General features: G+C 72.3%; 26 protein-coding genes. 15 read left to right on the forward strand and 11 right to left on the reverse strand.

Going from position 1 to position 25,579, the window contains the following annotated elements:
* Positions 1 to 98 precede the first annotated feature (98 nt).
* Both D7044_RS04640 and D7044_RS04645 read left to right on the forward strand, forming a co-directional pair.
* Entirely contained in the window at positions 99 to 734 is a 636-nt protein-coding gene (locus tag D7044_RS04640; RefSeq protein ID WP_120682569.1) for an alpha-ketoglutarate-dependent dioxygenase AlkB, read from the forward strand.
* A gap of 116 nt (positions 735 to 850) precedes the next feature.
* Positions 851 to 2,197: a uracil-xanthine permease family protein gene (locus D7044_RS04645; RefSeq protein ID WP_120688224.1), complete on the forward strand. Its 1,347-nt coding sequence runs from the start codon at positions 851 to 853 to the stop codon at positions 2,195 to 2,197.
* A gap of 158 nt (positions 2,198 to 2,355) precedes the next feature.
* Here D7044_RS04645 and D7044_RS04650 read toward each other — a convergent pair whose 3' ends face one another.
* Both D7044_RS04650 and D7044_RS04655 read right to left on the reverse strand, forming a co-directional pair.
* Entirely contained in the window at positions 2,356 to 4,839 is a 2,484-nt protein-coding gene (locus D7044_RS04650) for a DNA gyrase/topoisomerase IV subunit A (protein WP_120688071.1), read from the reverse strand.
* Between the two features lie 43 nt (positions 4,840 to 4,882).
* On the reverse strand, positions 4,883 to 6,940 hold the full coding sequence (locus D7044_RS04655) for a DNA gyrase/topoisomerase IV subunit B (RefSeq protein ID WP_120688072.1): 2,058 nt from the start codon (positions 6,938 to 6,940) through the stop codon (positions 4,883 to 4,885).
* A gap of 458 nt (positions 6,941 to 7,398) precedes the next feature.
* Here D7044_RS04655 and D7044_RS04660 point away from each other — a divergent pair, with 458 nt between their 5' ends.
* Positions 7,399 to 8,658, forward strand: a complete 1,260-nt coding sequence (locus D7044_RS04660) for an SGNH/GDSL hydrolase family protein (protein WP_120688073.1) — start codon at positions 7,399 to 7,401, stop codon at positions 8,656 to 8,658.
* Positions 8,659 to 8,797: 139 nt separating this feature from the next.
* Here the strand turns inward: D7044_RS04660 and D7044_RS04665 are convergent, their stop codons facing one another.
* Together D7044_RS04665 and D7044_RS32230 are read right to left on the reverse strand one after the other, a co-directional pair.
* Positions 8,798 to 9,442, reverse strand: a complete 645-nt coding sequence (locus D7044_RS04665; protein ID WP_233564870.1) for a class I SAM-dependent methyltransferase — start codon at positions 9,440 to 9,442, stop codon at positions 8,798 to 8,800.
* 62 nt (positions 9,443 to 9,504) lie between these two features.
* Positions 9,505 to 9,675, reverse strand: a complete 171-nt coding sequence (locus D7044_RS32230) for a hypothetical protein (RefSeq protein WP_158609396.1) — start codon at positions 9,673 to 9,675, stop codon at positions 9,505 to 9,507.
* A 205-nt stretch (positions 9,676 to 9,880) separates the two neighbouring features.
* On the opposite strand from D7044_RS32230, the gene D7044_RS04670 reads away from it, so the two are divergent.
* Together D7044_RS04670 and D7044_RS04675 are read left to right on the forward strand one after the other, a co-directional pair.
* Entirely contained in the window at positions 9,881 to 10,618 is a 738-nt protein-coding gene (locus D7044_RS04670) for a hypothetical protein (protein WP_120682576.1), read from the forward strand.
* A gap of 118 nt (positions 10,619 to 10,736) precedes the next feature.
* Positions 10,737 to 11,159: a hypothetical protein gene (locus tag D7044_RS04675; protein WP_233563502.1), complete on the forward strand. Its 423-nt coding sequence runs from the start codon at positions 10,737 to 10,739 to the stop codon at positions 11,157 to 11,159.
* A gap of 84 nt (positions 11,160 to 11,243) precedes the next feature.
* Here the strand turns inward: D7044_RS04675 and D7044_RS04680 are convergent, their stop codons facing one another.
* Positions 11,244 to 12,152 carry a DUF72 domain-containing protein gene (locus tag D7044_RS04680; RefSeq protein WP_120688074.1) on the reverse strand — a complete coding sequence of 303 codons (909 nt, stop codon included), beginning with the start codon at positions 12,150 to 12,152 and terminating at the stop codon, positions 11,244 to 11,246.
* Positions 12,153 to 12,294: 142 nt separating this feature from the next.
* On the opposite strand from D7044_RS04680, the gene D7044_RS04685 reads away from it, so the two are divergent.
* Positions 12,295 to 13,074 carry a hypothetical protein gene (locus D7044_RS04685; protein WP_147434579.1) on the forward strand — a complete coding sequence of 260 codons (780 nt, stop codon included), beginning with the start codon at positions 12,295 to 12,297 and terminating at the stop codon, positions 13,072 to 13,074.
* A gap of 42 nt (positions 13,075 to 13,116) precedes the next feature.
* On the opposite strand, the gene D7044_RS32850 is transcribed toward D7044_RS04685, so the two are convergent.
* The 4 genes from D7044_RS32850 to D7044_RS04705 form a co-directional block, all read right to left on the reverse strand.
* Positions 13,117 to 13,362: a flavin reductase gene (locus tag D7044_RS32850; protein ID WP_411710963.1), complete on the reverse strand. Its 246-nt coding sequence runs from the start codon at positions 13,360 to 13,362 to the stop codon at positions 13,117 to 13,119.
* 256 nt (positions 13,363 to 13,618) lie between these two features.
* Positions 13,619 to 15,685, reverse strand: coding sequence for an amylo-alpha-1,6-glucosidase (locus D7044_RS04695; RefSeq protein WP_120688077.1), 2,067 nt, complete (start codon positions 15,683 to 15,685; stop codon positions 13,619 to 13,621).
* The gene (locus D7044_RS04700; protein ID WP_120682586.1) at positions 15,682 to 16,083 is read right to left on the reverse strand and encodes an SCP2 sterol-binding domain-containing protein; all 402 of its coding nucleotides are present in this window, start codon (positions 16,081 to 16,083) and stop codon (positions 15,682 to 15,684) included. Before D7044_RS04700 ends, D7044_RS04695 begins: the two co-directional genes overlap by 4 nt.
* A 124-nt stretch (positions 16,084 to 16,207) precedes the next feature.
* Positions 16,208 to 16,720 (reverse strand): mycothiol transferase, encoded by a 513-nt coding sequence (locus D7044_RS04705; protein WP_120682588.1) that lies wholly within the window; start codon positions 16,718 to 16,720, stop codon positions 16,208 to 16,210.
* An 80-nt stretch (positions 16,721 to 16,800) separates the two neighbouring features.
* Between D7044_RS04705 and D7044_RS04710 the strand changes: the two genes are divergently transcribed.
* Both D7044_RS04710 and D7044_RS04715 read left to right on the forward strand, forming a co-directional pair.
* On the forward strand, positions 16,801 to 17,316 hold the full coding sequence (locus D7044_RS04710; RefSeq protein WP_120682590.1) for a 2'-5' RNA ligase family protein: 516 nt from the start codon (positions 16,801 to 16,803) through the stop codon (positions 17,314 to 17,316).
* Between the two features lie 243 nt (positions 17,317 to 17,559).
* Complete coding sequence (locus tag D7044_RS04715) at positions 17,560 to 17,745, forward strand: hypothetical protein (protein ID WP_120688078.1); 186 nt, start codon at positions 17,560 to 17,562, stop codon at positions 17,743 to 17,745.
* Between the two features lie 68 nt (positions 17,746 to 17,813).
* On the opposite strand, the gene corA is transcribed toward D7044_RS04715, so the two are convergent.
* Entirely contained in the window at positions 17,814 to 18,956 is a 1,143-nt protein-coding gene (gene corA / locus D7044_RS04720; RefSeq protein WP_120688226.1) for a magnesium/cobalt transporter CorA, read from the reverse strand.
* 184 nt (positions 18,957 to 19,140) lie between these two features.
* Here corA and D7044_RS04725 point away from each other — a divergent pair, with 184 nt between their 5' ends.
* The gene (locus tag D7044_RS04725; RefSeq protein WP_120682594.1) at positions 19,141 to 19,764 is read left to right on the forward strand and encodes an acyl-CoA-like ligand-binding transcription factor; all 624 of its coding nucleotides are present in this window, start codon (positions 19,141 to 19,143) and stop codon (positions 19,762 to 19,764) included.
* 38 nt (positions 19,765 to 19,802) lie between these two features.
* A complete protein-coding gene (locus D7044_RS04730; protein ID WP_120682596.1) occupies positions 19,803 to 21,389 on the forward strand; it encodes an MDR family MFS transporter in 1,587 nt (528 codons plus the stop codon).
* A 175-nt stretch (positions 21,390 to 21,564) separates the two neighbouring features.
* On the opposite strand, the gene D7044_RS32235 is transcribed toward D7044_RS04730, so the two are convergent.
* A complete protein-coding gene (locus tag D7044_RS32235; protein ID WP_158609397.1) occupies positions 21,565 to 21,987 on the reverse strand; it encodes an ATP-binding protein in 423 nt (140 codons plus the stop codon).
* 120 nt (positions 21,988 to 22,107) lie between these two features.
* Here D7044_RS32235 and D7044_RS32240 point away from each other — a divergent pair, with 120 nt between their 5' ends.
* The 5 genes from D7044_RS32240 to D7044_RS04760 all read left to right on the forward strand — a co-directional run bounded on the left by D7044_RS32240 (position 22,108) and on the right by D7044_RS04760 (position 25,506).
* On the forward strand, positions 22,108 to 22,425 hold the full coding sequence (locus tag D7044_RS32240) for an STAS domain-containing protein (RefSeq protein WP_158609398.1): 318 nt from the start codon (positions 22,108 to 22,110) through the stop codon (positions 22,423 to 22,425).
* Between the two features lie 67 nt (positions 22,426 to 22,492).
* Entirely contained in the window at positions 22,493 to 23,710 is a 1,218-nt protein-coding gene (locus D7044_RS04745; protein WP_120688079.1) for a PP2C family protein-serine/threonine phosphatase, read from the forward strand.
* 107 nt (positions 23,711 to 23,817) lie between these two features.
* On the forward strand, positions 23,818 to 24,219 hold the full coding sequence (locus tag D7044_RS04750) for a DUF2267 domain-containing protein (protein ID WP_120682602.1): 402 nt from the start codon (positions 23,818 to 23,820) through the stop codon (positions 24,217 to 24,219).
* A gap of 104 nt (positions 24,220 to 24,323) precedes the next feature.
* Positions 24,324 to 24,872: a sigma factor-like helix-turn-helix DNA-binding protein gene (locus D7044_RS04755; RefSeq protein ID WP_199716470.1), complete on the forward strand. Its 549-nt coding sequence runs from the start codon at positions 24,324 to 24,326 to the stop codon at positions 24,870 to 24,872.
* 61 nt (positions 24,873 to 24,933) lie between these two features.
* Positions 24,934 to 25,506, forward strand: a complete 573-nt coding sequence (locus D7044_RS04760) for an anti-sigma-D factor RsdA (RefSeq protein ID WP_158609952.1) — start codon at positions 24,934 to 24,936, stop codon at positions 25,504 to 25,506.
* Positions 25,507 to 25,579: the final 73 nt, after the last annotated feature.

Raw genomic sequence — 25,579 nt, forward strand, 5'->3', positions numbered from 1 at the left:
CGACGCTCGGCGACATCCATGTGTGCGCCAGGTGACCGGCGGGCGACAAGATGCCTGGCCTCGTACACCTGTTCCAACGGGGCAGGTAGGGTGGGTGCATGTCCGAGGTCGCCTACCAGCCGTCGATGCTGGACCTCACCGCTGCGGCGCCGTCGCTCGACCCGCTCGGCGGCCGGCTGCGCCGGCACGAGCTCTCCCGGGGCGCCTGGGTCGACCACCTCCCCGGCTGGGTCAACGGCTCGGACGCGATCTTCGACCTCCTGCTGCGGGAGGTGCCGTGGCGGGCCGAACGCCGCAGGATGTACGACAACGAGGTCGACGTGCCCCGCCTGCTCTGCTGGTACGGGCCCGACCGCCCGCTGCCGCACACCCTGCTGACCGAGGCGCGCACCGTGCTCACCCGGCACTACGCCGCGGAGCTCGGCGAGCCGTTCGTCACCGCCGGCATGTGCCTCTATCGCAGCGGTCGGGACAGCGTCGCCTGGCACGGCGACACGCACGGCCGGTCGGCGCACTCGGACACCATGGTGGCCATCGTCTCGTTCGGCTCACCGCGGTCGCTGCTGCTGCGCCCGCGCGGCGGCGGCGCCAGCCTGCGCTTCCCGCTCGGCCACGGCGACCTGGTGGTGATGGGCGGCTCCTGCCAACGCACCTGGGAGCACGCCGTGCCGAAGACCAGCCGACCGGTCGGCCCCCGGGTGAGCGTGCAGTTCCGGCCCGCCGGGGTCGCCTGAGCCACCGCCGCCGGTCGGCGCCGCCCTGCCCGAGCACCGCTCAGGCACCTGACCTCTGCTAGAAACGTCCAGGGTCGATCACGCCCCCGTCACGATGACGAACGAAGGGTGTGCTGATGACCCGACCCCTCACCGAGCCGCGTTCGCGCTGGTTCGCCTGGTCGTTGCATGGCGACGGACGCTCCGTACGCCCCGGCGACGTGGTCCACCCCGACCAACGGCTCTCCTGGCCCCGGACGTTGGGCATCGGTGTCCAGCACGTGGTGGCGATGTTCGGCGCCACCTTCACGGTGCCGCTGATCACCGGCTTTCCCCCGGCGACCACGCTCTTCTTCTCCGGGCTGGGCACCCTGCTGTTTCTGCTGATCACCGGCAACCGGCTGCCGTCGTACCTCGGCTCGTCGTTCGCCTTCATCGCGCCGGTGCTGGCGGCGAAGGCCGGCGGGGACCTCGGCCCCGCCCTCGGCGGCATCGTCGTCGCCGGTGTGGCGCTCGCGCTGGTCGGCGTCGTCGTGCAGCTCGCCGGTTCGCGGTGGATCGACGCGCTGATGCCGCCGGTGGTCACCGGCGCGATCGTCGCGTTGATCGGGCTCAACCTGGCCCCGGTCGCGTGGGACGGCGGCGGCGCCGGTACCGGGGTGAAGGCCCAGCCGCTCATCGCGGTGGTGACCCTCGCTGCCATCCTGCTCGCCACCGTGCTCTTCCGCGGCTTCCTGGCCCGGCTCTCCATCCTGCTCGGTGTCCTGGTCGGCTGGCTGCTCGCCGCCGCACTCGGCGAGCTGGATCCGACGGCGGTGACCGGGCTGCGGGAGGCCGCCTGGGTCGGGCTGCCCGACTTCCACGCGCCCAGCTTCAGCCTGCGGGCCGTGGTGCTGGTCATCCCGGTGATCCTCGTGCTGGTCGCGGAGAACGCCGGGCACGTGAAGGCGGTCGCCGCGATGACCGGCCGCAACCTCGACCGGGACATGGGCCGGGCCTTCCTGGGCGACGGGCTCGCCACCGTCCTGGCCGGTTCGGGTGGCGGCTCCGGCACCACCACGTACGCGGAGAACATCGGAGTGATGGCGGCGACCCGGGTCTACTCCACCGCCGCGTACTGGGTGGCCGGTCTGACCGCGGTGCTGCTCGGGTTGAGCCCGAAGTTCGGCGCGCTGATCCTCACCGTGCCGGCCGGGGTGCTCGGCGGCGCCACCACCGCCCTGTACGGGCTGATCGCCATCCTCGGCGCCCGGATCTGGATCGAGAACCGGGTGAACTTCCATGACCCGGTGAACCTGATGACCGCCGCGGTCGCGGTGATCGTCGGCGCGGCGAACTACACCCTCACCGCCGGCGACCTCTCCTTCAACGGCATCGCCCTCGGCACCGCCGCCGCCCTGGTGATCTACCACGGCATGCGGCTGATCGCCCGCCTGCGCGGCACCGCCGAGCAGGCCCGCTCCGCCCCCGAACCCGAACTCTGACCCCCCACTCCCTCCCCTCCCCTGCCCTGCGCTCGGTGCGCTCGGTGCGCTCGGTGCGCTCGGTGATCATGAAGTTATTGCTCGGACACGCCGGTCACGAGGGCGATAACTTCATGATCAGCCCGGGCAGGGGGAGGGAGGAAGAGGGGAGGGTGGGGTCAGTCGCGTTCTACCTGGTGGCCGATGACGGTGGGGCCGAGCATCACGGCGAAGCCGCTGCCGTCGCGGCGCGGGTCGGCGGCGGGCAGCTCGACCGGCTCGCCGTTCGCCGTGGAGCCCACCGGGCGCGGCCCGACCCAGCCGACCACCACGTCGGTCTCACCCTTGAGGAAACGCTGGGCGCGGACGCCGGCCGTCGCCCGCCCCTTCGCCGGATACGCCGCGAAGGGAGTCACCTTGACCGTGGCGCCCGTCGAGGTGACCACCATCGGCTCCCCGTGCGTCGAGTCGTCCGTGCGGACCGCGCCGAAGAAGACCACCCGGGCCTCACCGGGGAGGTTGATGCCGGCCATGCCGCCACCCCGGATGCCCTGCGGGCGGACCAGCTTCGCCGGGAAGCGCAGCAGCGACGCCTCGGAGGTGAGGAACGTCAGCGCCTCGGCGCCGTCGGTGAGCCAGGTCGCCCCGACCACCTCGTCGCCTTCACGCAGGCCGATCACCTCGAACTCGTCGGCGCGTACCGGCCACTCCGGCGCGCAGACCTTCACCGCGCCCTGCCGAGTGCCGAGCGCCAGCCCCGGTGAGCCCTCCGCGGCGGCGCCGAGCGGCGCCAGCCCCACCACGGACTCCCCCGGCTGAAGCGGCACCAGTTCGGCGGCGGACATCCCGCCGCGCAGCGAGAGCGTGCCGGCCTGCTCGGGCAGCACCGGCAGCGGCAGCACATCGATCTTGAACGCTCGGCCGGCGCTGGTGACCAGCAGCACCCGGCCACGGGCGGTGGAGGGCACGCTGGCGCGTACGACGTCGTGCTTGACCCGGCCGTGCCGGCGACGCCCCTCGGCGGTCTCCTCCGACTCGGCCGCGGTCCGGGCCACCAGCCCGGTCGCGGAGAGGATGACCTGACACGGGTCGTCGGCCACCTCCAGCGGGCCGGCCGGCGCGGAGGCGGCCAGCACCTCCTTGAGGTCGCCGTCGATCAGAGTGGTGCGACGCGCCGTGCCGAACTGCTTCAACACGGCGGCCAGCTCGTCCGAGACGAGCTTCCGGAGCACCTTCGGGTCATCGAGGATCTTCGACAACTCGGCGATCTCGGCGCGGAGCTTCTCCTGCTCCGCCTCCAGCTCCAGACGGTCGTACTTGGTGAGCCGGCGCAGCGGAGTGTCCAGGATGTAGGTGGCCTGGATCTCGGAGAGCTTGAACTTCTGCATCAGGGCGTCCTTCGCCGCCGCCGCGTCCTCGCTGGCCCGGATCAGCTTCACCACCTTGTCGATGTCGAGCAGGGCGATCAGCAGGCCGTCGACGAGGTGCAGCCGCTCCCCGCGCTTACGGCGGCGGTAGGAGCTGCGTCGGGTCACCACCTCGTAGCGGTGGGCCAGGAAGACCTCCAGCAGCGCCTTCAACCCGAGGGTCTGCGGCTGCCCGTCGACCAGCACCAGATTGTTGACGCCGAAGGACTGCTCCAGCGGGGTGAGCCGGTAGAGGTCGGCCAGGAGCGCCTGCGGATTCACCCCGACCTTGCACTCGATGACCAGGCGGGTGCCGTTCTCCCGGTCGGTGAGGTCCTTCACGTCGGCGATCCCGCTCAGCCGCTTGGTCTTGTTGACCTCGTTGGTGATCGCCGCGATGACCTTCTCCCCGCCGACGCCGTACGGCAGCTCGACCACGGTGATCGCCTGCCGGCCGCGGCTGCCCTCCAGCGGGCCGATCTCCACCTTGGCGCGCATCCGGACCACGCCGCGCCCGGTCTCGTACGCCCGGCGCACCTCGTCGAGGCCGAGCAGCAGCCCACCGGTGGGCAGGTCGGGGCCCGGTACGAACTCCATCAGCTTGTCCAGCGAGGCGTCCGGGTGGTTGATCAGCCAGCGGGCGGCCTGGACGACCTCGGCCAGGTTGTGCGGGATCATGTTGGTGGCCATGCCCACCGCGATCCCGGACGCGCCGTTGACGAGCAGGTTGGGGAAGGCGGCCGGCAGCACCGTCGGCTGGGTCAACGAGCCGTCGTAGTTCGGCTCGACGTCGACCGTCTCCTCGCCGAGCTCGCCCACGAGCAGCATCGCCTCGCGGGACATCCGCGCCTCGGTGTAGCGGGCGGCCGCGGGGCCGTCGTCCGGCGACCCGAAGTTGCCGTGCCCGTCGATCAGCGGGGCGTTGAGCGAGAAGTCCTGCGCCAGCCGCACCATGGCGTCGTAGATGGCCGCGTCGCCGTGCGGATGGTACTTACCCATCACGTCGCCGACGATCCGCGCGGACTTCACGTGCCCGCGGTCGGGGCGGTGGCCCTGCTCGTGCATGGACCAGAGGATGCGCCGGTGCACCGGCTTCAGGCCGTCGCGGGCGTCCGGCAGCGCACGGGAGTGGATGACCGAGAAGGCGTACTCCAGGTAGGAGTCCGACACCTCGGTGACCAGCGGGTTGTCGAAGACCCGCGCCCCGGCCTGGTCGAACGCGGAGAGGTCGACCTTCGTTTCCTTGCGGCGTGCCATGCTCAGCTTTCCCCTCGGGTGGACCCGGCGCTCAAAAGCTCGCTCATGCGTCGATCGCCTCGCGGTCGACCCGATCGGCGGAGTCAATCAGCCAGTTGCGACGCGGTTCGACCTTCTCCCCCATCAGCAGGTCGAGGATCCGCTCGGCGGCGTCGACGTCGTCCATGGTGATCCGGCGGACGGCGCGGGTGGCCGGGTTCATCGTGGTCTCCCAGAGCTCGTCGGCGTCCATCTCGCCGAGGCCCTTGAAGCGCGGGATGGGTGTCACGATCTGCTTACCGGCCTTCTCCAGCCGGCCGACCGTCGCCTCCATCTCGGCCTGGGTGTAGGTGTAGACGGTCTGCGGGCTGCGACCCCTGGTCGTGATCTTGTGAAGCGGGGGCATGGCGGCGTAGAGCCGGCCCGCCTCGATCAGCGGACGCATGTAGCGGGCGAAGAGCGTGATGAGCAGCGTCCGGATGTGCGCGCCGTCGACGTCGGCGTCCGCCATGATCAGTACGCGACCGTAGCGCAGCGCCGACAGGTCGAAGGTACGGCCCGAGCCCGCACCGAGCACCTGGACAATCGCGGCGCACTCGGCATTGTCCAGCACCTGCTGGAGGTTCGCCTTCTGCACGTTGAGGATCTTGCCCCGGATCGGCAGCAGCGCCTGGTACTCCGAGGAGCGGGCCATCCGGCTCGTCCCGAGCGCGCTGTCGCCCTCGACGATGAACAGCTCACTGCGCTCGACGCCGGTGGCCCGGCAGTCCACCAGCTTCGCCGGCATGGAGGCGCCCTCCAGCGCCGTCTTGCGGCGCGCGGCGTCCTTCTGCTGCTTCTGGGTGAGCCGTACGCGGGCCGCGTCGACGATCTTCTGGAGCACCGTACGCGCCTCGGCCTTGGTCCTGCGGTCCTCGAGCCAGGACTTCAGGTGCTGCTCCACCAGTTGCTGGACGACCTTCGTGATGCCGGCGGTGGAGAGCTCGTCCTTGGTCTGCGAGGTGAACTGCGGCTCGGGGATCCGCACGTGCACCACGGCGGTCATCCCCTCCAGCACGTCGTCCAGGGTGGGCGCGTCCTCCTTGGCCCGGAGCAGGCCGCGGGTGTTGCGGGCGGCGTCGGCCAGGGTGCGCGCCAGGGCTCGCTCGAAGCCCTTGCGGTGGGTGCCGCCGTGCGCGTTGCGGATGGTGTTGGTGAAGCACTCGACGGTGCGCTCGTAGCCGGTGCCCCAGCGCAGCGCGATCTCGACCTCGGCGCGGCGCTGCACGTTGGACTGCATCACGCCGTTGGCGTCGGCGGCGTTCTCCCGGTAACTCCCCTCGCCGTTGACGAGCAGGGTGCCGGAGACCGGCCGGTCGCCGGCCGGGGCGAGGAACTCCACCATGTCGGTCAGACCGTTGGGGAAGTGGAACTTCTCCTCGGTCGGCTCGTCGGCGGTGAGGTCGCGGAGCAGGTAGCTGACGCCGGGCACCAGGAAGGCCGTGTTGCGCAGCTTCATCCGGACGGCCTCGACGTCGAGCGCCGCGCCCGTTTCGAAGTAGCGCGCGTCGTGCCACCAGCGGATCGAGGTGCCGGTGCGCTGGCTGCGCTTCATCGCGCCGACGACCTGCAGCCCCGGACCGGCCGTGAACGGGGCGTCCGGCCCGGCACCGTCGAAGATGCCGGGCACGCCGTGCCGGAACGACATCGCGTGGATCTTGCCGCCGCGGCGGACCGTGACGTCGAACCGACGGGCGAGCGCGTTGACCGCCGAGGCGCCCACGCCGTGCAGACCGCCGGAGGTCTTGTAGCCCGAGCCGCCGAACTTGCCGCCCGCGTGCAGTCGGGTGAGCACCAACTCGACGCCGGAGAGCCCGGAGCGGGCGTGCACATCGGTCGGAATGCCCCGGCCGTCGTCGTCGACCTGTACCGACCCGTCGGCGTGCAGCGTCACCTCGACGTGGCTCGCGTGACCCGCCACACCCTCGTCGGTGGAGTTGTCGAGGATCTCGTTGACGAGGTGACCCACGCCACGGCTGTCGGTGGAGCCGATATACATGCCGGGCCGCTTACGGACGGCGTCCAGCCCCTCCAGGTGGGTGAGGTCATCGGCCCCGTACAGGGTGTCAGGCTCTGCGGTCAACTCGTCGTACTCCCGGTCTCGGCGAAGTGGTGCCGCGTCCGACGTCGTCGGTCGGCCCGCGCGCCGCAGCGAGCCTAACCGGGAGATCCGACAGGACGTCGGCACCCCGCGCAGTCGGCCGCACCCGGCGGGTACGCACCCCTGCGTGGTCTCGTCCGGTCTGTCCGGATCCGGCCGTGAACTGACCGAATCCTCAGCCGGCTGCTGGCGGACTGACCGGCACAACAACCGACCCGTCGCCGACGTTCCCGGTGCTGCCCAGGGCGGTGACGTCGGGCGTGCGCGGGCCCGGACCCGCGGGGGTGGCCAGCGTCACGGCGGGGCCGCCCCACCGTGGGCGGGCTCGCGGCGCCTTCGCCAACGATCCCGTCACAGGCCATTGACGTTCGTCATGCCGGAGTGGTCTGATCGCGGCCTCGAAGAATCTTTCACGTTCGATGGACAGATGGAGGACGCCCATGTCCAGCTTCCGTCGTACCGCCCTGGTGGCCGCGCTCGCCGTCACCACGGCCGCGCTGGCGACAGCTGTCGCGTCGCCGGCTCCCGCCTCGGCCGCCTTGCCCACCGCCGCGGTGGCCGTCGGGGACAGCTTCATCAGCGGTGAGGGCGCCGGAGCGTACGCCCCGGTGGTCGACGTCAACGGCGTCGCACAGGGCTTCCCGGGCTGGACGGCACCGAACAGCAACGCGTACTTCTGCCACCGCTCGGCCAACGCCTCCCTGCACCGGGCGAACCTTCCCGGCATCCAGGCCCGCTTCAACCTGGCGTGCTCCGGCGGGCAGCCGTACGACATCGCCACGGCCTCGGCCTCGCGAACCAAGGGCCGGCAGGTCGCCGCCCAGCTCGACCAGCTCCGCGCGGTCGCCCAGACCCACGACATCGACCTCGTACTGGTCGGCCTCGGCTCGAACAACAGCACCTTCACCTTCGGCAACGTGGCCGAGAAGTGCGCCAACCGGTTCATCGCCGACGCGTGGACCGGCTGGTGGGAGTTCTGGGCCTACCTCAACGGCCCGGTCCCGCAGCAGCCGTGCAGCGACGCCGACCTGGCCACCCCGGCACAGCTCGACGCCGCGACCGCGGAGACCGTCGCGGCCGCACGGCAACTGCTGACCACCCTCGACCAGGTCGACGCGGACGGGCAGCACCGGATCGTCTTCCAGGACTACACCAACCCGCTGCCGTTCGACCTGAACGCCACCTTCCACAGCGAGGACAGCCGCGACGACACCCGGGACAAGTTCCGCGCCCTCGGCGCCGAGCGGTACGCGGCCGGCTGCCCGATCCACCGGGCCAGCCTGCTCCCCGGCCACCACTTCTCGCAGGGCCTCGGCACCCTCGTGCAATCCACCCGGGACACGCTGGCCGCCGAGTTCCCCACCGCCGACCTGGTCTACCTGAACGTCCAGCGGGCCTTCGACGGCGCCCGGCTCTGCGAGTCGGCGGCGAGCCCCACCGGCGCGCTGGCCACCCCGATCCGCCTCCAGGACAGCCCACCCAGCGGTGCTCTCGTCACCAGCCTCTCCGGCAAGGACAAGATCGCCATCCAGCGCATCGCGAACACCTGCGCCACCTACTTCCAGACCTGCCAGGAGTCGTGGCACCCGAACGCCGCCGGGCACCAGGTGCTCGGGCAGTGCCTCACCGGCGCGGCGGCCACCGTCGCACCCGCCGTCTCCTGCGTACGGGCCGGTGACGGCTCGGTAACCGTCTCCTGACCCGGGCCGACCGACCCCAGCGACCGGGACGGTGCCGGCGCTCTCATCCGCCGGCGCCGTCCCGTGGAAGTCGACCGGCCACGGCGCGGACCCGCCGAGCGGCGGTGCCACCCGCTGCCCGCGACGGGGCCGCCGGACGCTAAGGACGCAGCGCGGCACCGAGCACGTGCGGGGCGGCGGGGCCCGGCACCGTGGAGGCCGGAAAGCGGAACCGGTCCAGCTCGGTCACGGTGAAGCCAGCGGCGTCGATCGCCGCCAGCGTGTCCCGGCCGGTGTGGCAGCCGCCGCAGAGCAGCGGCCAGCAGGTCGCGTCGACCACCCGCTGGGCCCGACGCAGGCCGGACGACCGCGACCGGACATGCTCGTAGAACCGCAGCTGCCCGCCGGGACGAACCACCCGGTGCGCCTCACGCAGCGCGTCGGCCTGGTCGGCGACCGAGCAGAGGACCAGGGACACCACCAGGGCGTCGGCCGCCGCGTCCGCCACCGGCAGCGCCTCGGCCAGCCCCTCGGTGACCGTCACCGGCACCGGCGCACCGGCCGCCGCCACCCGGGCCGCGGCTCGCAACCGGGCCTCGGGTTCGACGGCCAGCACGCTGGTCACCGTCGGCGGATAGTGGGCGAAGTTGCGTCCGTTGCCCGCGCCGACCTCGACCACCACGCCGTGCAGGCCGGCCACCAGCCGACGCCGGTGCCCCGCCCCGCCGGCCCGATCCATGGCGACGCTGGCCCGCTCGAAGACGCGGGCGAAGAGCGGATGCGAAACTCGCCTGCCGGTCGTCACCTCTCGGAGGGTAGGCGAGACGGTCGAGCGCCGGCCGCCTACGCGGCGGCGGGACCGCCGGGTCACTCCTCCGGTTCGATCGGCACCATCTCGCCGTCACGCTCCACCCGGATCTCCCCGTGGTCGCGCCGCGGCGGCACCTCGGCGATGTTCCGGTTGGGATCGTTGCCCGGGTGCATCAGCACCGCGTCGGTGTCGGGAGTCTTCTCCCGGCTCTCGTCCGGCTGCGTCATCGCACTCGCCCCCTCCCTGTCGATCCTTGCCCTTACCCCCGCAGCCCTCGACGACTCCTCCGGCCGGGATCGGCAGGCCCCTCCGGCGTCCGTGTTCCACGACGTCCCGTCCGTCCCCCGCCGGAGGTCTCGCCCCGGCAGCACCGGGGTTAGCCGCCGGGGCCTCGGGTAAGCCGCCACGCCCGACACGGCGGAAGGGGATCAGATGTCGGAACGGCACAGTGCGCTGCGCTCGATGCACGATTTGGGCCTGGCGGCCTGGTTCGGGGGGTCCCTGATGGGTGCCTTCGGCGTCAACGGCGCAGCAGGAAAAATCAAGGATGCGACGCAGCGGCTCCCAGTGGCCTCGGCGGGCTGGTCCAGGTGGACCCCGGTCAACGCCGCGGCGATCGGCGCACACCTCGCCGGTGCGGTCGGTGAACTGGTGACGGAGAGCCCAAGGGTGGCCGCCCAGGCGGGAGTGGCCCGGGCCACTGTCGTCAAGACCGGGCTCACGCTGGGCGCGCTCGCCGTCACCGGATACAGCCGACTGCTCGGAATGCGGTTGCAGCGGGCCGGCAACCCGCCGGTCGACGGCGTCACCGAGCCGAACCACCAGACTCCGGTGCAGGTCGCCGCCAGCCAACGCCAGATGAAGATGCTCCAGTGGGCGGTCCCGGCGCTGACCGGGGCGTTGGTGGTGGTCACCGCCTACATGAGCGAGCAGCAGAAGCCGGTCCAGGTGTGGCGCGGGGTGCTGAACCGCGCCGGCGGAATGATGAGCGCCCCGAAGGGCATGGCCAAGGTCGCGGTCGTGGGCAAGCTGACCGGGATGAAACGGCCGTCCGGGATGAACCGGCAGATGGCGATGAACAGGCTGATGGGGATGAAGCGCCCCGCCGCGCTGGGCAGGCTCGCCGGCCTGGGCCCGATCAAGCGGCCGATGGCGATGTCCGGACGCTGAGCGCCGGCCACACCGAGCTTCCGTCCGCCGGTCCGGCGGTGTCCGCCACACGAGGGACGCCGCCGGACCGGCTTGCGTCCGGGACGGACCCCGTCGGGTACGGCGCATGACCTGCCCGATGACGGGCATTCAACGCCGGTACCGGTGGACGAGCAGCGAGGTGGACATGACGGCGGACCAGGGACGCGACGATGGTCAGGCCCCGCGCGACCCCGAGGCCACGGTGCCGTGGGGCACCCGGGACATCTACGACACGGAGCCACCCTGGGGGGTGGGCGAGGACGATCCGATGGACGAGGGCAGCGAGGAGACCGCCGTCCCACCCGGGCGACGCGGCGAGCGCCGGGCCGGTGCGCCGTCCGGCCCCTCCGGACCCGCGGGGCGGCACGGCTTCGGCTCGGTCGAACCGACCCGGACGCCGATGGCCGGCCCGGGTGCGCCGCCCGACCCGGCGCCCAGCGGCCGGACCTTCCCCGACGACGCGGACATCGACGAGCGGGCGCAGGACGCCTTCCGCAGCAGGGGTCGGCGTTCCGCCTGACCGGCCGGCTCGCCCACGCTGATGGTGTCGGCGGGCGGATCGGAGCAGGGCGCCGCGTCGTACCGGAGCTGCCGGACTCGCGGGTCAGACGACGGCGCCCGCCGGAGCGGGACGACCGTGCCCGGCGTCGGCCAGCAGCTCGGTCAACCGCTCCGCGTCGCGCTGCGCCTGCCCCGCACAGCAGTTGTTGAACAGCACGTGCAGCTCGGTGCACTCCCCGGCCAGCTCGCCCAGCAGGTCCGACCAGTGGCGCAGTTCCCGCTCGCCGTACGCGTAGCGGAACTTCTCCCGCTTGTCGCCGGTCGCCCAGTCGTCGCTGTGCCCGTGGAACCGCAACATCGCCGGCTCGGCGGTGGCGATCAGAACCGGCGGAACCGAGGACGGGTGGCCCTGCGGCATGTCGACGCAGACGAGGCTGAGCTCGTGCGTACGCAGGAAGTCCACCGTGTCCAGCGCGGCCCGTCCGTCGAACCAGGAGCCGTGCCGCAGCTCCACGCCGACCCGCAGCGGGTGGCACCGCCGCGCCAGCTCCGCGATCCGTCGCTCGGCGGCGGCACCCCGGGCCAGCCACGGCGGTAACTGGAGCAGCACCGCGCCGAGCTTGCCGGCCGCCGCGATCGGGTCCAGCGCCGCGCGGAACCGGGCCCACAGCTCGTCGTACGCCCCGGCGGAGAGGTCCCGCCGGCGCACCCGGTCGGAAGTTCCGGCGGGGCGCAGATCGCGGGGCAGCGCGGCGACCGGAGTGGGATGACCGGTGAAGAGGCTGAACGCCTTGACGTCGAAGGTGAACTGGTCCGGCGTCGCGTCGACCCAGCCCTGCGTGGTCTCCGGCGCGGGCACCGCGTAGTAGGAGGTGTCGACCTCGACGAGGGGGAAGTGCCGCGCGTACCAGCCGAGCCGCCCGGCCGGCGTGTTCGCCGAGCGCGGGTACCAGCCGGAAGCCAGCAGCTCCCGGTCGGCCCAGGACGACGTGCCCACCCGAATTCCACCCATGTCATTCGGATACCCGTACGTCGACGTACGCAACCTCGGAAAGTGTCGGTACCCGCTCCTACGCTGTCCACGGCCGTGGTCTGACCGCCGGCGGGCGGCGCGATGTGACGTCTCGCCGACGCGCGGCGCTGAGGGACACGAGATGATCCCAGACCGGTTGGACCGCAAGACCGCCGAACGGCTGCTCGACGACCCCGTCGGCGTCACGCACACCGGCGGTCATCCCGTCGCGCCTCTCCTGTTGGCCGCGCGTGCCGCGCCGCAGTCACGGGAGTTCGACGGTGAGAAGGCCGCCCTGGTGGCGTTCCGCCACGCGTCGGCCCGCGCCGCGGGAGAGCGTTCCGACGTGGACCCGCCGCCGGTGCGCGCCGTCTCCGGTCGTGGCCTCGGCCGCCTCGGGGTGCGGGCGGGACTCGCCGTGCTCGTCCTCGCCACCACCGGCGGCGTGGCGATGGCCGCAACCGGCTCCCTGCCGGGAATGCGGCCGGCACCGCCGATCACCGTCCCGGCGTCGCCGGCCCCGACCACGACCGCGTCCCCACCGGAGCGCAGCACCGGGTCGGTGTCGTCGACGGAGCCCGGCAGCACAGAACGACCCGACTCCGGGAGCGTCCTGCCTGACCTCTGCCGGGCGTACCGCGCCGACCACGGCCCGGGGCACGCGCTCTCCGGCCCCGACCTCGCCACCCTCGTCAGGGCCGCCGGCGGCCGGTCCCGGGTGCCCGGCTACTGCGATCGGGTGCTCGCCGACGACGACCGGCGCGCCACCTCTCCCCCGGGTCACGGAAAGCCCTCGTCCCCGCCGGACGCCAGGCCGGACAAACCGCCGACCGCCCCGCCCGGCCGTGCGACCGGCCAGGGCGACCGAACCCGGCCGGCCGATGTCGGGGAGCACGCGGCCACGCGCCAGACGACCCACTAGCTACGGCCGCCCGACTCGACGTCAACGGAGCATCGTCCCGCCCTAGGTATGAGGTGGCTCGGTGTGTAGTGCCGCTGAGCGTGGCCAGGCGAGGAATCGCGCGTGCAGGACCCCCGATGGGGTGTGCGGAAGGTCTTCACATGCCTGCAGCAGATACGCCGACAGGTGCAGCATCCGCGATATCCGCGCGCCGGTGAACTCCGCCACGAGTTGCCGCTTGCGCGTTCGACACGGCCACGGCACGCCGCATCGCGCACATATCCACTGCGGCGGTACCGGCTGATGCACCGACACGCCCCCACCACCCTCTCCGGCTAGTCGAGGGGGAAGGGGCCACCGCTGGCACCCGATCCGACCACTACCCGAGGCCGGCAGCCCCTACCCCTGGCACCCACCAGCCCGGCGATCAAACGCAAGCGAAGACCGCCCTGCTGGTCACCGCCGATCCGGTCGCCGCCGAGGAGATCTCAGCCGGGTACGAGATAGCCGCGCCGCTGCGCTGACGCCCCACCACCGCACGGATCGCGGTTGCCGGGGCGTACGGTCAACGCAACCGGGGGCGACGCGTCCGCAGCGACGAGGCGTGGTCGCGTCCGTACCCGTCGGAGTGTCCCCAGCGGCCCGGGATGTCCAGCAGCTCGATCCGCCCGAAGCCCGGCGGCAGCGCAGGGCTGACCAGCAGGTTGTCCCCGCTCGGCCGGAGCCCGAGCAGGGCGCCGAGCAGCATCAGCAAGCCGCCGGAGGACCACGCCTGGGGACGCCCGGCAGCCGGCAGCTGGACCGGGTACTTCGTCACCTCGCGCTCGTAGCCGGCGATCAGCTCGGGCACCGAGCCGCCGAGCATGCACGCCATGTCGAAGATGCCCGACGCGATCCGGGCGGCCTCCCCGTCGCGGTGGTAACGACGCAGCCCGGCCACGATCAGCGAGTTGTCCGACGGCCAGACCGCGCCCAGGTGCGAGCCGACGGGGTTGTACCGGCGCTGCCCGGTGGCGAGCGTACGCACGCCCCAGCCGGAGAAGAGCGCGGGACCGACCAGGTGGGCGGCGACCGCGGCGGCCCGCTCGTCCTCCACGATGCCGCTCCACAGCAGGTGCCCGATGTTCGACGAGAGCGCGTCCACCGGGGTGCCGTCCGGCTCCAGGGCCAGCGCGTAGTACTCCCGTTCCGGCAGCCAGAAGTCGCGGTTGAACCGCTGCTTCAGCTCTGCCGCCTCCCGTTCCAGCCGGTCGGCGTACTCCGGGTCGCCCCAGAACTCCCGGGCCAGCCGGGCGCCGCGCCGCTTGGCGTCGTACGCGTAACCCTGCAGCTCGCAGGTCGCCCGGGGAAGGTCCGGCAGCCGCCCGTCGGCGTACGTGATCGCCTCCGGCGAGTTCTTCCAGCCCTGGTTGACCCACCCCTTGTCGGGGTTGCGCGTCAGGTAGCGCAGGTAGCCGTCACCGGTCAGGTCGCCGTACTCGTCGATCCAGTCCAGCGCCATCCGGGTCGGATGTCGCAGGTCCCGGACGAGGTCGGCATCGCCCGTCCACCGCTCGTACTCGTCGACCAGGATGACGAAGAGCGGTGTGGTGTCCGCCGCGCCGTAGTAGAGGGCGGTCGGTTCGTCGCCGAACGCGGCCGCCTCGCCGTAGCGCAGCTCGGCCACGATCTTCCCCGGCTCCTCGTCGTGCTCGTCGTCGAGCCGGTCCCCCTGCAGCGTGGCGAGGGTTCTCAGCGTGGCCCGGGCCAGTTCGGGAGTGAACGCCATGGTCTGCAGGCCGGTGATGATCGCGTCCCGTCCGTAGAGCGCCATGCCCCACGGCACGCCGCCCACCGGCACCGCCCCCGACTTGGTCAACGGGACGTAGCGCAACGAGGCCAGGTCGACGAGGCACTGCTGGTACGTCGCCGTCAGCTCCGTCCGCTCGGCATTCAGCAGCGGCGCCCGCTCGATCCACTCCTGGAGGTCCTCGCGCATGCCGCGGCGGACGTGGTCCCGGTGCTCCTCCAGCCCGGCCCGCAGATCCCGCCCGCCCGCCCCCTCGATGAGGGTGGCGACGTGCAGGTCCGTGACCCACTCGCCCTCCGGCTCGATCCGGATCCGAAACGTCAGTCCGCCCTCGTCCACCTCCACCGGGGCGGTGCTGGTCACGATCGTCTGGCGGACGAACCGTTCGCGGGCGTAGCGCAGCCGCAGCTGACGCCGCTCCGAGTCGGCGACGACGGAGACCCTCCGCGGGCGCGGCTGCTGGATCTCCGCGGTGTCGGCGAAGTCGGCGGCGACGTCCAGCCGTACGGTGAACTCGGCCGGCTCGGCGGAGTGGTTGAGCACGAGGATGCGCTCGTTGAAGGAGTCGTCGATGGAGCGGTGCCGGATCAGCGAGACGTCCGCGTCGACGTAGTGGCTCGCCGCCCCGGGCACGAGAACGAACCGGGTCTCGAAGTAGGTCATGTCGTCGCGGGAGAGGCTGTTGAGCCGCTCGCCGTCGACCTTGAGCACCCAGTGGGAGAGGAACCGGGTGTCGAAGGAGAAGTAGCCGATGGGGGCGTGCGGGTCGATGACGATGTCGCCCTGCGCGTCGCTGATGGCGAAGGCGTTCCCCGACATCACGTACACCCGCTCCTGCCTCACCCGCGCGCCTCCCGTCCGGCGGCCGACTCGGCCGCCAACTGCCGGGCGGCCTCACGGGGATGGCGGGCGTCCCCCGGTCCGGGGAAGACGCGGCGGAGCACCACGAACAGCCGCATGTCGCCCTGCACGGTGAGGTCGTTGCGCAGCATCGCCGCGGAGGCCCGCAGCTCCCCGGCGGCGAGCCGGTCGAAGACCGACCGGTGCGCGCGTACGACCAGGTCGGCGTCGTCGGCCGAGCGGCTCACCTCGATGCGCTGGTCGGCGACGGTGAGGTACCAGTGTTCGGTCCAGCCGTCCTGGTACGCGTCGAGCCGGAGCGTCCCGGTCATCGTGTCCGGTATCCCGGGACGTCGCTCGGGCGTCAGCGTCCGCAGGTGCTCCGCCGCCGTCGTGCCCATCGGTGGCCTCCCCTCGTCCGGTCACCTTCCCGCCGGTCCGGGTGAGCCGGGTTCACCCGCTGCGGGTGAATACGCGGTCGCGGGGTGGGCGAAGGGGACGAACGGCACCCGCCCCGGGGGCCGGTCAGCCGGCCTCGATCAGCCCACGGAGGTAGGCGGCCTGCCCGACGTGCTGAAGGTCGTCGTCGATCACGCTGACCAGCCGGACCCCGAGCGTCACCGGCGGGTCCCACGAGGTGTCGACCACCCGGTCCAGGTCGTCGGCGTGCAGCCCGGCCAGGAACCGTCGGGTGCGGGCGTGCACCGCGTCGTAGTAGTCGAGCAGCGCCCGCGCGTTCTCCGGCCGGACCGCGGCGACCTGCTCGGGGGTGTGGCCGTACCCGGTGTCGCTCGGGTCGGCGTCGGCCAGGCCGAAGCGGCCGGCCCAGTCGCCGGTCACCCAGATCTGCTCGGTGCCGATCACGTCGGCCAGGTGGTCGTCCTGGATCCGGGTCAGGTGCCAGACCAGCCAGCCCACGGAGTTGGCGCCCCGCCGGGGCGCCTGGTGCAGCTGCTCCGGGCCGAGGCCGTCGACCGCCCCGCGGACCAGGTCGGGCAGCCGGTCGTACGCCTCGATCAGCAGGTCACTCGCGTCCACGCCGTACGCCTCCCCGGATAGGCTCCGTTTCCTGGTACCGCCGGCCACCCCCGGCCAAACCTGCCGGATACCGTGATCATGTGGTCGCCGCGCTGGAGCTCTACCTGGACACCGACGCCACCCGGCGGATCCGGGTGCTCTGGGACGCGCTGGAGTCCGAGGGTGTGCAGAGCATGCGGTCCCTGCTGGAGCAGCGCCACCGCCCGCACCTCTCGCTCGCGGTGGCGCCCCGGTTCGATCCGGAGCTGGTCGCCGCGGCGCTGCGCGGCACGGTGGTCGCCGCGCCGCTGCGGCTGTCGTTCGAGCACGTCGGGCAGTTCGTCGGCCGGGTGCTCTGGCTCGGACCGACGCCCACCGCCGAGCTGCTCGCGCATCACCGCCGGGTGTACGACCGGCTCGCCGCGGCCGGCGTCGGCCTGGTGGAGCACTACCAGCCGGGGCGCTGGGTGCCGCACTGCACCTTGTCGATGCGGGTGCCGAACGCGCTGATGGCCGCCGCGGTGCGGCGCTGCCTGGAGATGTTGCCGCTGGAGGCGACGGTCGTCGGCGCGGCGCTCACCGACCATGCGCGCGGCATCTCCTGCCCGCTGCCCTGAGGACCCGGGCCCGCTCGGTGGACCCGGGCGCGGAGCTGTCGGGCTCTCGGCCGGGGGCGCGGTTCGGGCCGACACGAGTCGGGTAATGGGAAACCGCGTGTGCGGACGCTCCCCGGCATGGGATCGTTCGAGTGAGCCGTGTCACAGGCCGGCGGCGGGCCGCGAGGGGGCGGGATCCGTTCACCTGCCACCCACCGGTCGGTGGGCTCCGAGGGGTCACGGCTGCAAGAGAGAGGCATCGCCATGCAGGCTCAACGCAGCGCGCCACCCGTTGAACGGAGCCAGACCAGCGAAGACGCACAGGTCGCCGGCACCACCGGACCCTCCACCCCCCTCTCGATCTGGGCCGCCGCCGCCCTGCTCGGTCGCATCGGTACGGACGAGGACGACGTCGAGGACGAGCGGCACATCCTGCGCGGCTTCGAGTAGCCGCCGGAGCAGGCCGGACGCGGATCTCGGATCGTCACCGCGGGGTCTGCCGATGGCCCGCGCTCGGATCACAGCCAGCCGCGTCGCTTGAAGATCAGGTAGAGGGTGCCGCAGACGAGCGCCATCAGCGCGATCGCGAAGAGGTAGCCGAACCGCCAGCGCAGCTCCGGCATGTGTACGAAGTTCATGCCGTAGACCGTGCCGATCAGGGTGGGGGCGAAGAGGATGGCCGCCCACGAGGAGACCTTCTTCAGCTCCTCGTTCTGCGCGTAGCTGGCCGCCGTGAGGCTGCGCATCTCCTCGTTCTGCTGCTGCGAGACGAGGGTGGCGTTGACGGTGAGGATGTTCTGCAGCAGGTGCCGGAAGCTGTCCACCCGCTCCACCACCTGGGTGAGGTGGTCGTTGACGTCCCGTAGGTAACGCTGCAGCTCCTCGTCGGTGCCGTACTTGCCGGAGCCGGCCTCGAGCGCGTTCAGCACGCCGAGCAGCGGCCGGGCGGCCCGCTGGAACTGGATCACCTCCCGGCTCAACTCGTAGATGCGGCGGCTCGCGTTCGGGTCGCCGCCGAAGACCTCCGTCTCGATCTCGTCGATGTCGTGCTCCAACCCCGCGACCACCGGCGCGTACCCGTCGACGACCTGGTCGAGGATCGCGTAGAGCACCGCCTGCGGACCCCGGGCCAGCATCTCCGGTTCGCTCTCCATCCGGCGACGGACAGCAGCCAGGTCGGGCGCCTCGCCGTGCCGGACGGTGATGACGAAGCCGGGGCCGATGAAGAGGTGCACCTCGCTGAACTCGACCACTTCGCGCACGTCCACGTAGCGCGCGGCGCGCAGCACGACGAAGAGGGTCTCCCCGTACCGTTCGAGCTTGGGGCGCTGGTGGGCGTTGATCGCGTCCTCCACCGCCAGGTCGTGCAGCCGGAACTCCTGGGCGAGGGAGAGGATCTGCTCGCGGCCGGGCCGGTAGAGCCCGATCCAGGCCATTCCGTCGTCCAGCTCCTGCAGGCAGCGGTACGTGTCGGCGAGGGTGGGCGGGGAGGCGTGCCGGCGCCCCTGGGCGTAGACGGCGCTGTCGATCAGGCCACCGGGCCCCGAGGCCGAACCCTGCGGCCACCATCCGCCCACAGGGTGCTCATGTTCATGCTCGTGCTCGTCGAGGCGGCGCCCGAAGCCGCTCTCCTCCTGCGGAAGGTGACCGTCGCCGACCATGCCCACCTCCCCGGGTTGCGCCGGCGGAGGCTGCGGACGTCCCCACCCCTGCACGCCGAGCGAGCCGCGCTGCTTTCCCCTCGTCGGCGTGGGAAAACCCGCCCGGTTCGCGCGGCGCGTTAGCCTTCTCACTTCACGGTGCGAAAGTTTGCCGAAGCTGAAATATCTTCCCTAGGTTGTCCGGGTGACCGTCCACGCCGCCTCCCCGACCGTCGGACTGCGCGACCGCAAGAAGCAGCAGACCCGCGACGCGCTGGCCACCGCCGCGCTGCGCCTGGTCGCCGAACGCGGGCTCGAACACGTCACGGTGGAGGAGATCAGCGCGGCGGCGGACGTCTCCTCCCGGACGTTCTTCAACTACTTCCCCTGCAAGGACGACGCCCTCGTCGCGGACCACTCCGTCGACAGCGCCCGCTTCCTGACCCGGCTGGCCCAGGTGCCGCCGGAGGTGCCCGCCCTCCCCGCCGTGCGTACGGCCCTCGGCGAGATGATCGACCGGATGCAGGCCGACCGGGAGCGCTGGCTGCTGCGGATGGTGGTCATCGAGCGGAATCCCGCCCTGCTGCCGCGTCTGGTCGCCGCCGGTGTCGAGACCGAGCGCACGATGACCGAACTGATCGCCGAGCGCGTCGGCGTACCTCCTGATCATCATTTCCCGGCGCTGCTCGCGGCCGTGAGCGGCGCCGCCCTCCGGGCGGCCATGCTCCGCTGGTCCGCCGGCGACGGCGTGCGCCCGCTCTCCGAGCTCGTCGACGACGCGTTCGAGGCGCTCGCCGCCGGCCTGCCGGATCCGCCGCCGGCACCCTGACCTCCCACCCTTCCGTACCGACGAGTTAAAGGAACCCGATGTCCGCACCCACCGCGCCACTCGACGCGGTCGACGCCGCCCCGGCACGCATGTCCCCCCGGGAGGTCCTCCAGGCCCTCTCCGGGCTGATGGTCGGCATGTTCGTGTCGATCCTCGCGTCCACGGTCGTCGCGAACGCGCTGCCGCGCATCATCGCCGACCTGCACGGCAGCCAGACGGTCTACACCTGGATCGTCACCACCGAACTCCTGGCCATGACGGCGACCGTGCCGCTCTGGGGCAAGATGGCCGACCTCTACAGCAAGAAGCTGCTCATCCAGTCGTCCCTGGCACTGTTCGTGGCCGGTTCGCTGATCGCCGGCTTCACCCCGAACGTCGAGGTCCTGCTGGTCAGCCGGATCGTCCAGGGCATCGGGGCGGGCGGCATGACCGCGCTGGCCACGATCGTCATGGCCGCGATGATCCCGCCGCGGGAGCTCGGCCGCTACGCCGGCATCTTCGGCGCCGTCTTCGGCGTCGGCACCATCGCCGGACCGCTGATCGGCGGCGTCCTGGTCGACACGTCCTGGCTCGGTTGGCGCTGGTGCTTCCTGATCGGCGTCCCGTTCAGCCTGCTCTCGATCTTCCTGCTCCAGCGGACGCTGCACCTGCCGGTCACCCGGCGCAAGGTACGCATCGACTGGCTCGGCGCGCTGCTGATCACGACAGGTGTCTCGCTGCTGCTGATCTGGTCGTCCCTGGCGGGCAACAAGTTCGACTGGGCGTCCGGTTGGTCGGCCCTGATGGTCGCCGGCGGCGTCGTCCTGCTGGCCGTGGCGATCTTCGTGGAGTCCCGGGCCGCCGAGCCGATCATTCCGCTGAAGATCTTCCGGAGCCGGACGGTCTCGCTGGCCACGACCGCCAGCGTCCTCGTCGGCGTGGCCATGTTCGGCGGCACGGTCTTCCTGTCGCAGTACTTCCAGATCTCGCTCGGCAAGACGCCGACCGTCGCCGGCCTGATGAGCCTCCCGATGATCTTCGGCCTGCTGGTCTCCTCGACCGTCGCCGGCCAGCTCATCACCAAGTACGGCCGCTGGAAGATGTACCTCGTCGCCGGCGGAGCGATCATGACCGCCGGCATGATCCTGCTCGGCACCATCGACGCGCAGACCAGCGTGGTCGTCCTGTCGATCTACATGGCCGTGCTCGGCATCGGCGTCGGCATGCTCATGCAGAACCTGGTGCTGGCCGCCCAGAACGACGTACCGGCCCAGGAGCTCGGCGCGGCCACCTCCGTGCTGACGTTCTTCCGCAGCATGGGCGGCGCCATCGGGGTCAGCGCGCTCGGCGCCGTACTCGCCAGCCGGATCACGACCCTGACGGCCGAGAAGCTCGGACCGGCCGCGGCCGGCGGTGGCTCGACCAACGAGGTCCCCGACCTCACCAAACTGCCCGAGCCGGTGCTGCGGATCGTGCAGGACGTCTACGGCATCGCCACCGCCGACCTGTTTTTGATCGGCGCGCCACTGGCGCTGCTCGCAATGATCGTGGTTCTCTTCATCAAGGAGAAGCCACTGCACACCCTCAGCGGTGAGGAGCGGCGGGCGCAGGAGGAGGCTGCCCAGGCGGCCTCCCTGTCCCACTGACGAACCCCCACCGGGACGGGGTCCCGCGGCGCCGGCACCGCGCCGCGGGACCCTCCGTCGTTTCCGGGCCGCACGCCTCGAACCGGCGGCGCTCACGCCCCGGCGGGCGGGCGGGCGGGGCGAAACGTGGAGCAGCGCAGGCGGGTCGGCGCCGCTCAGGCCGGGGCCGCTCAGCTCAGGCCGGGGCCGCGAAGGCGCTCAGGGTGACGATCGTGCCGGTGCCGGACGTGTCGATGGTGACGTCCGTGCAGAGGCGCTGCACCAGCCAGAGCCCGCGGCCGCCGAGCGTCTGCGGAGACGGCAGACGGGGCGAGACGTCCGCGGGAATACCGAGCCCATGATCACGTACGGTGACCATGACGGTGCCCAGGCCGGCCGTGACGGTGACGTCGGCGCTGCCCCCACCGTGCTGGATCGCGTTGATCACTACTTCGTTGACGGCGATGGTGAACTGCTCCGCACGGTCGAGATCCAGGCCGGCGTCGAGCGCCGCGCCGGTCACCCGGTGCCGAACGGCGGCGACGCCGGGCGCCGTGACACCGCGTACCGTCGCCGCGGCCGGACCGGAATCCGGCTGGTCGGCTGATGTCACATCCACAACGACCTCACCGCCGGAGCCTAACCACCACCGGCGATCTTCGCCCGAGACGTCTCGATGCCGGTGACTCACTATAAAGTCAGCACGTTCACCGAGTCCGGGAGGCGAGAGGAGGAGGGCGTGGCACCGTCGATCCCCAACCGTCGCGAGGCCGACGCCGTCACCGTGATCGCGCGCGGCGAGATCGATCTCGCCACCGCCGACGAGCTGCAGCGCGAGATCGAGGCGGCCGTCGCCGGTCCCGCCTCGGCGGTCACCGTCGACCTCGGCGAGGTGACCTTCCTCGACTCGGCCGGCATCAACGCCCTGCTCACCGGGCGGCGGATCGCCGACGATCACCGCAAGCCGTACCACGTCACGAACGCGCGGGGCATGGTCCGGCAACTCCTGCGGCTGACCGGGGTCTGGGACCACCTCTCCACCCCGGCGGGCGGGTAGTCGCGTTGCGGCGGCAGGGGCCACCGCGGCCGGCGGGCGCCGACGCCCGGGCGAGGATGCGACGGTGATGAGCGGCGACACCTCGCGGGCCGGCAGCGAGGAGAAGCTCCGGCGGTTGCAGGCGGTGACCGACGCCGCGCTCTCCCAGCTCGGCGTGGAGGACCTGCTCGACGAGCTGCTGGTACGCACCCGCGACCTGCTGCAGGCCGACACGGCCGCGATCCTGCTCGTCGACGCCGGCGGCACGGAGCTGGTCGCCACCGCCGCCAGCGGCCTGGAGGAGGAGGTCCGCCAGGGCGTACGGCTGCCCATCGGTCGCGGATTCGCCGGTTCGGTGGCGGCCCGCGGCGAGCCGGTCATGATCGAACACGTCGACCACACCAACGTCATCAACCCGATCCTGCTCACCCGGGGCGTCGCCTCCGTCCTGGGCGTGCCGATGCTCAACGGCTCCCAGGTCATCGGCGTACTGCACGTCGGCACCCTGACCCCGCGGCGGTTCGCCGCGGACGACGTCGAGCTGCTGCGCCTGGTGGCCGACCGGGCCAGCCTGGCCACTCAGGCCCGGCTGTCGCGGCTCGACCGGGCCGCCGCGGTGGCCCTGCAACGCAGCCTGCTGCCCGCCCGGCCGCAGGCCGTCCCCGGGCTCGACGTCGCCGCCCGCTACGTGCCCGGCAGCGCCACCGGAGTCGGCGGCGACTGGTACGACCTCTTCGCACTCCCGTCCGGGCACATCGGGATCGCCATCGGCGACGTCGCCGGCAACGGCCTGCGCGCGGCCGTCGTCATGGGACGCATCCGCAGCGCGCTGCGGGCGTACGCGCTGGAGACCGAGGATCCGGCCGAGGTGCTCACCCGCCTCGACCGTAAGGTGCAGCTCTTCGAGCCGGGGGCGATGGCCACCGCGCTCTACGCCGTCCTGGACCCCACCCTGGAGACTGTCACCGTCTCCAGCGCCGGGCACCTGCCCCCACTCGTCGCCGAGCCGGGCGAGGGCACCCGGCTCGTGCCGATCGAACCGGACCTTCCGCTCGGCGCCTACCCCGGAGCCTCCCGGCACGCCGCCCGCACCGAGCTGGCGCCCGCCGGCTGCCTCTTCCTCTACACCGACGGACTCATCGAACGGCGTGACCGCCACCTCGACGTGGGGATCGATCTGCTGCTGCGGTCGCTGACCTGTCAACCGGCCGACGCGATGTGCACCACCGCGATGGCCGCGATGCTCTCCGAGAGGGAGGCCACCGACGACGTCGCGGTCCTCGCCGTACGGCGTACCGACGGCTGACCGGCGACGCCGGTCCCGCCCGCGCGGCGGCGGTAGGCCGCCCCACGGTTTGCCGCCCCCGGCACGCGGGTAGACGCCGCTGTCCGTTCCAGAGAAGGGCGGCGAACGTGCAGAACAACGAGTTCATCGACTCCGTGGCGATGCGGCTACGGACCTCGTCCGAGCAGGCGACCGCGATCACGCGGGCCACTCTGACCACGCTGGCCGAGCGGATCGAGAGCGGCGAGGCAAAGGATCTCGCCGCCCTACTGCCCGAGGAGCTCCAGGGGTACGCCCACGGGCCCGCCGGCGAAACCGGCCGTTTCAGCTTCGACTCGTTCGTCAACCAGGTGAGCGGGCGGGCCGAGGTGGACGGCTCGACGGCTCGGGACGGCGTACGGGCGGTCTTCGACACGCTGCGCGAGGCGATCCCGCCGGGGGCGTACGACGACGTCATCACCCAGTTGCCGGCGGACTTCTGGCAGCTCACCGACTCCGCCGGCCGGTACGACGGCCGACGCGGAAGCTGACCGGGGAGCCGGACGAGAAGACATCGATTGATGCGAAGCTGGCTATCCGGCGAGCGGCTCGATAGCGTGCCGGTAACGCTCGGGTAATGAAGGTGTCACTCAGGATGATGACGACCAGCGCCGATCCCCACCTCGTCCGGCGGGCCGCCCAGGGTGACCGGGCGGCGGCCGCGACCCTGCTCGCCGACGTCCGGCCCGGAGTGATCCGTTACTGCCGTGCGCGGCTCGGCCGCACCGACGACACATACGCGCCGGCCGACGCCTGCGCCGATGAGATCTGCCTCGCCGTGCTGCGGGCCCTGCCCCGGCTCGGACCGGGCGTGCCGTTCCCCGCGTTCGTCCACGGGATCGCGCTGCGGCTGGTGACCGACGCGCAGCCGACGTCGCACGGTTGTGTCGCCGAGCCGCCGGCCGACGGGTCACCGCACCGGACCGTCGTCGCCGATCTGGTCCGCCGGCTCTCCGGGCTGCTCGGCCTGCTCTCCGAGGCGCAGCGGGAGATCCTCGTCCTGCGGGTGGCGGTCGGACTCACGGCCGAACAGGTCGGCACGGCCCTCGGCATCTCCGCGGCCGCCGTACGGATCGGCCAGTCGCGCGCGCTGGCCCGACTCCGCACCCTGCCGGGGAACGCACTCGGTGAGGTCGCCGCGTGACGTGTTCGCCACGGGGCGGTCGCGGCGCGAAAGGATCCGGCCCGGACGCCGGGCTCGCGGCGTGACCGAGCCGAACCGGGAGGAGAGCGAGGAGCTGGACCTCGCCACGATCGCCCGCGACGACGAGCTGCTCGACGCAATCGGCCGGGGCGAGGAGGTTCCCGTCGCCGATCCGGTCGCGACGACGCTGGCCGCCTGGCGTACCGATCTCCTCGACGGCCGGCCGTCGCGGCCACGCCGGGGCGGCGTACCGGTCCCGGCGCCGGTGGGCCCGGCGCCGGCCGGCCGGGGCGCGTCGTACCTCGCCGCCGCAGTCATCGTCGTCCTGACGCTCATGACCGGGATCGCCGTGGGCGGACGCCGGGCGGAGCCGGGCAGCCCACTGTGGCCGGTGACCCGGGTGTGCTGTCCGGAGCTCGCGCAGGTGCGCATCGCGCAGGAGGAGCTCGGGCGGGCCCGCGCGGCGGTCGAGGCGGACCACCCGGACGAGGCGCGGAACCATCTCGAACAGGCCCGCCGGCGGCTCGCCGAGGTCGACACGGCCGACGCCCAGCGCCTGCTCGCCGACCTCGACACCCTGGAGAGCGCCCTGGAGACGGTACGTCCGGACCCGGCGTCGACTCGGTCCCCCTGACGGTCGCGTCGTCCGGCCCGGTGGATCCTCCGACTTCCCGGCACTCCGAGTCGATTCCGCTTGAAGATGCTCA

Origin of the sequence: Micromonospora musae, from assembly GCF_003626635.1 — a bacterium.
Classification (GTDB): Bacteria; Actinomycetota; Actinomycetes; order Mycobacteriales; family Micromonosporaceae; genus Micromonospora; species Micromonospora musae.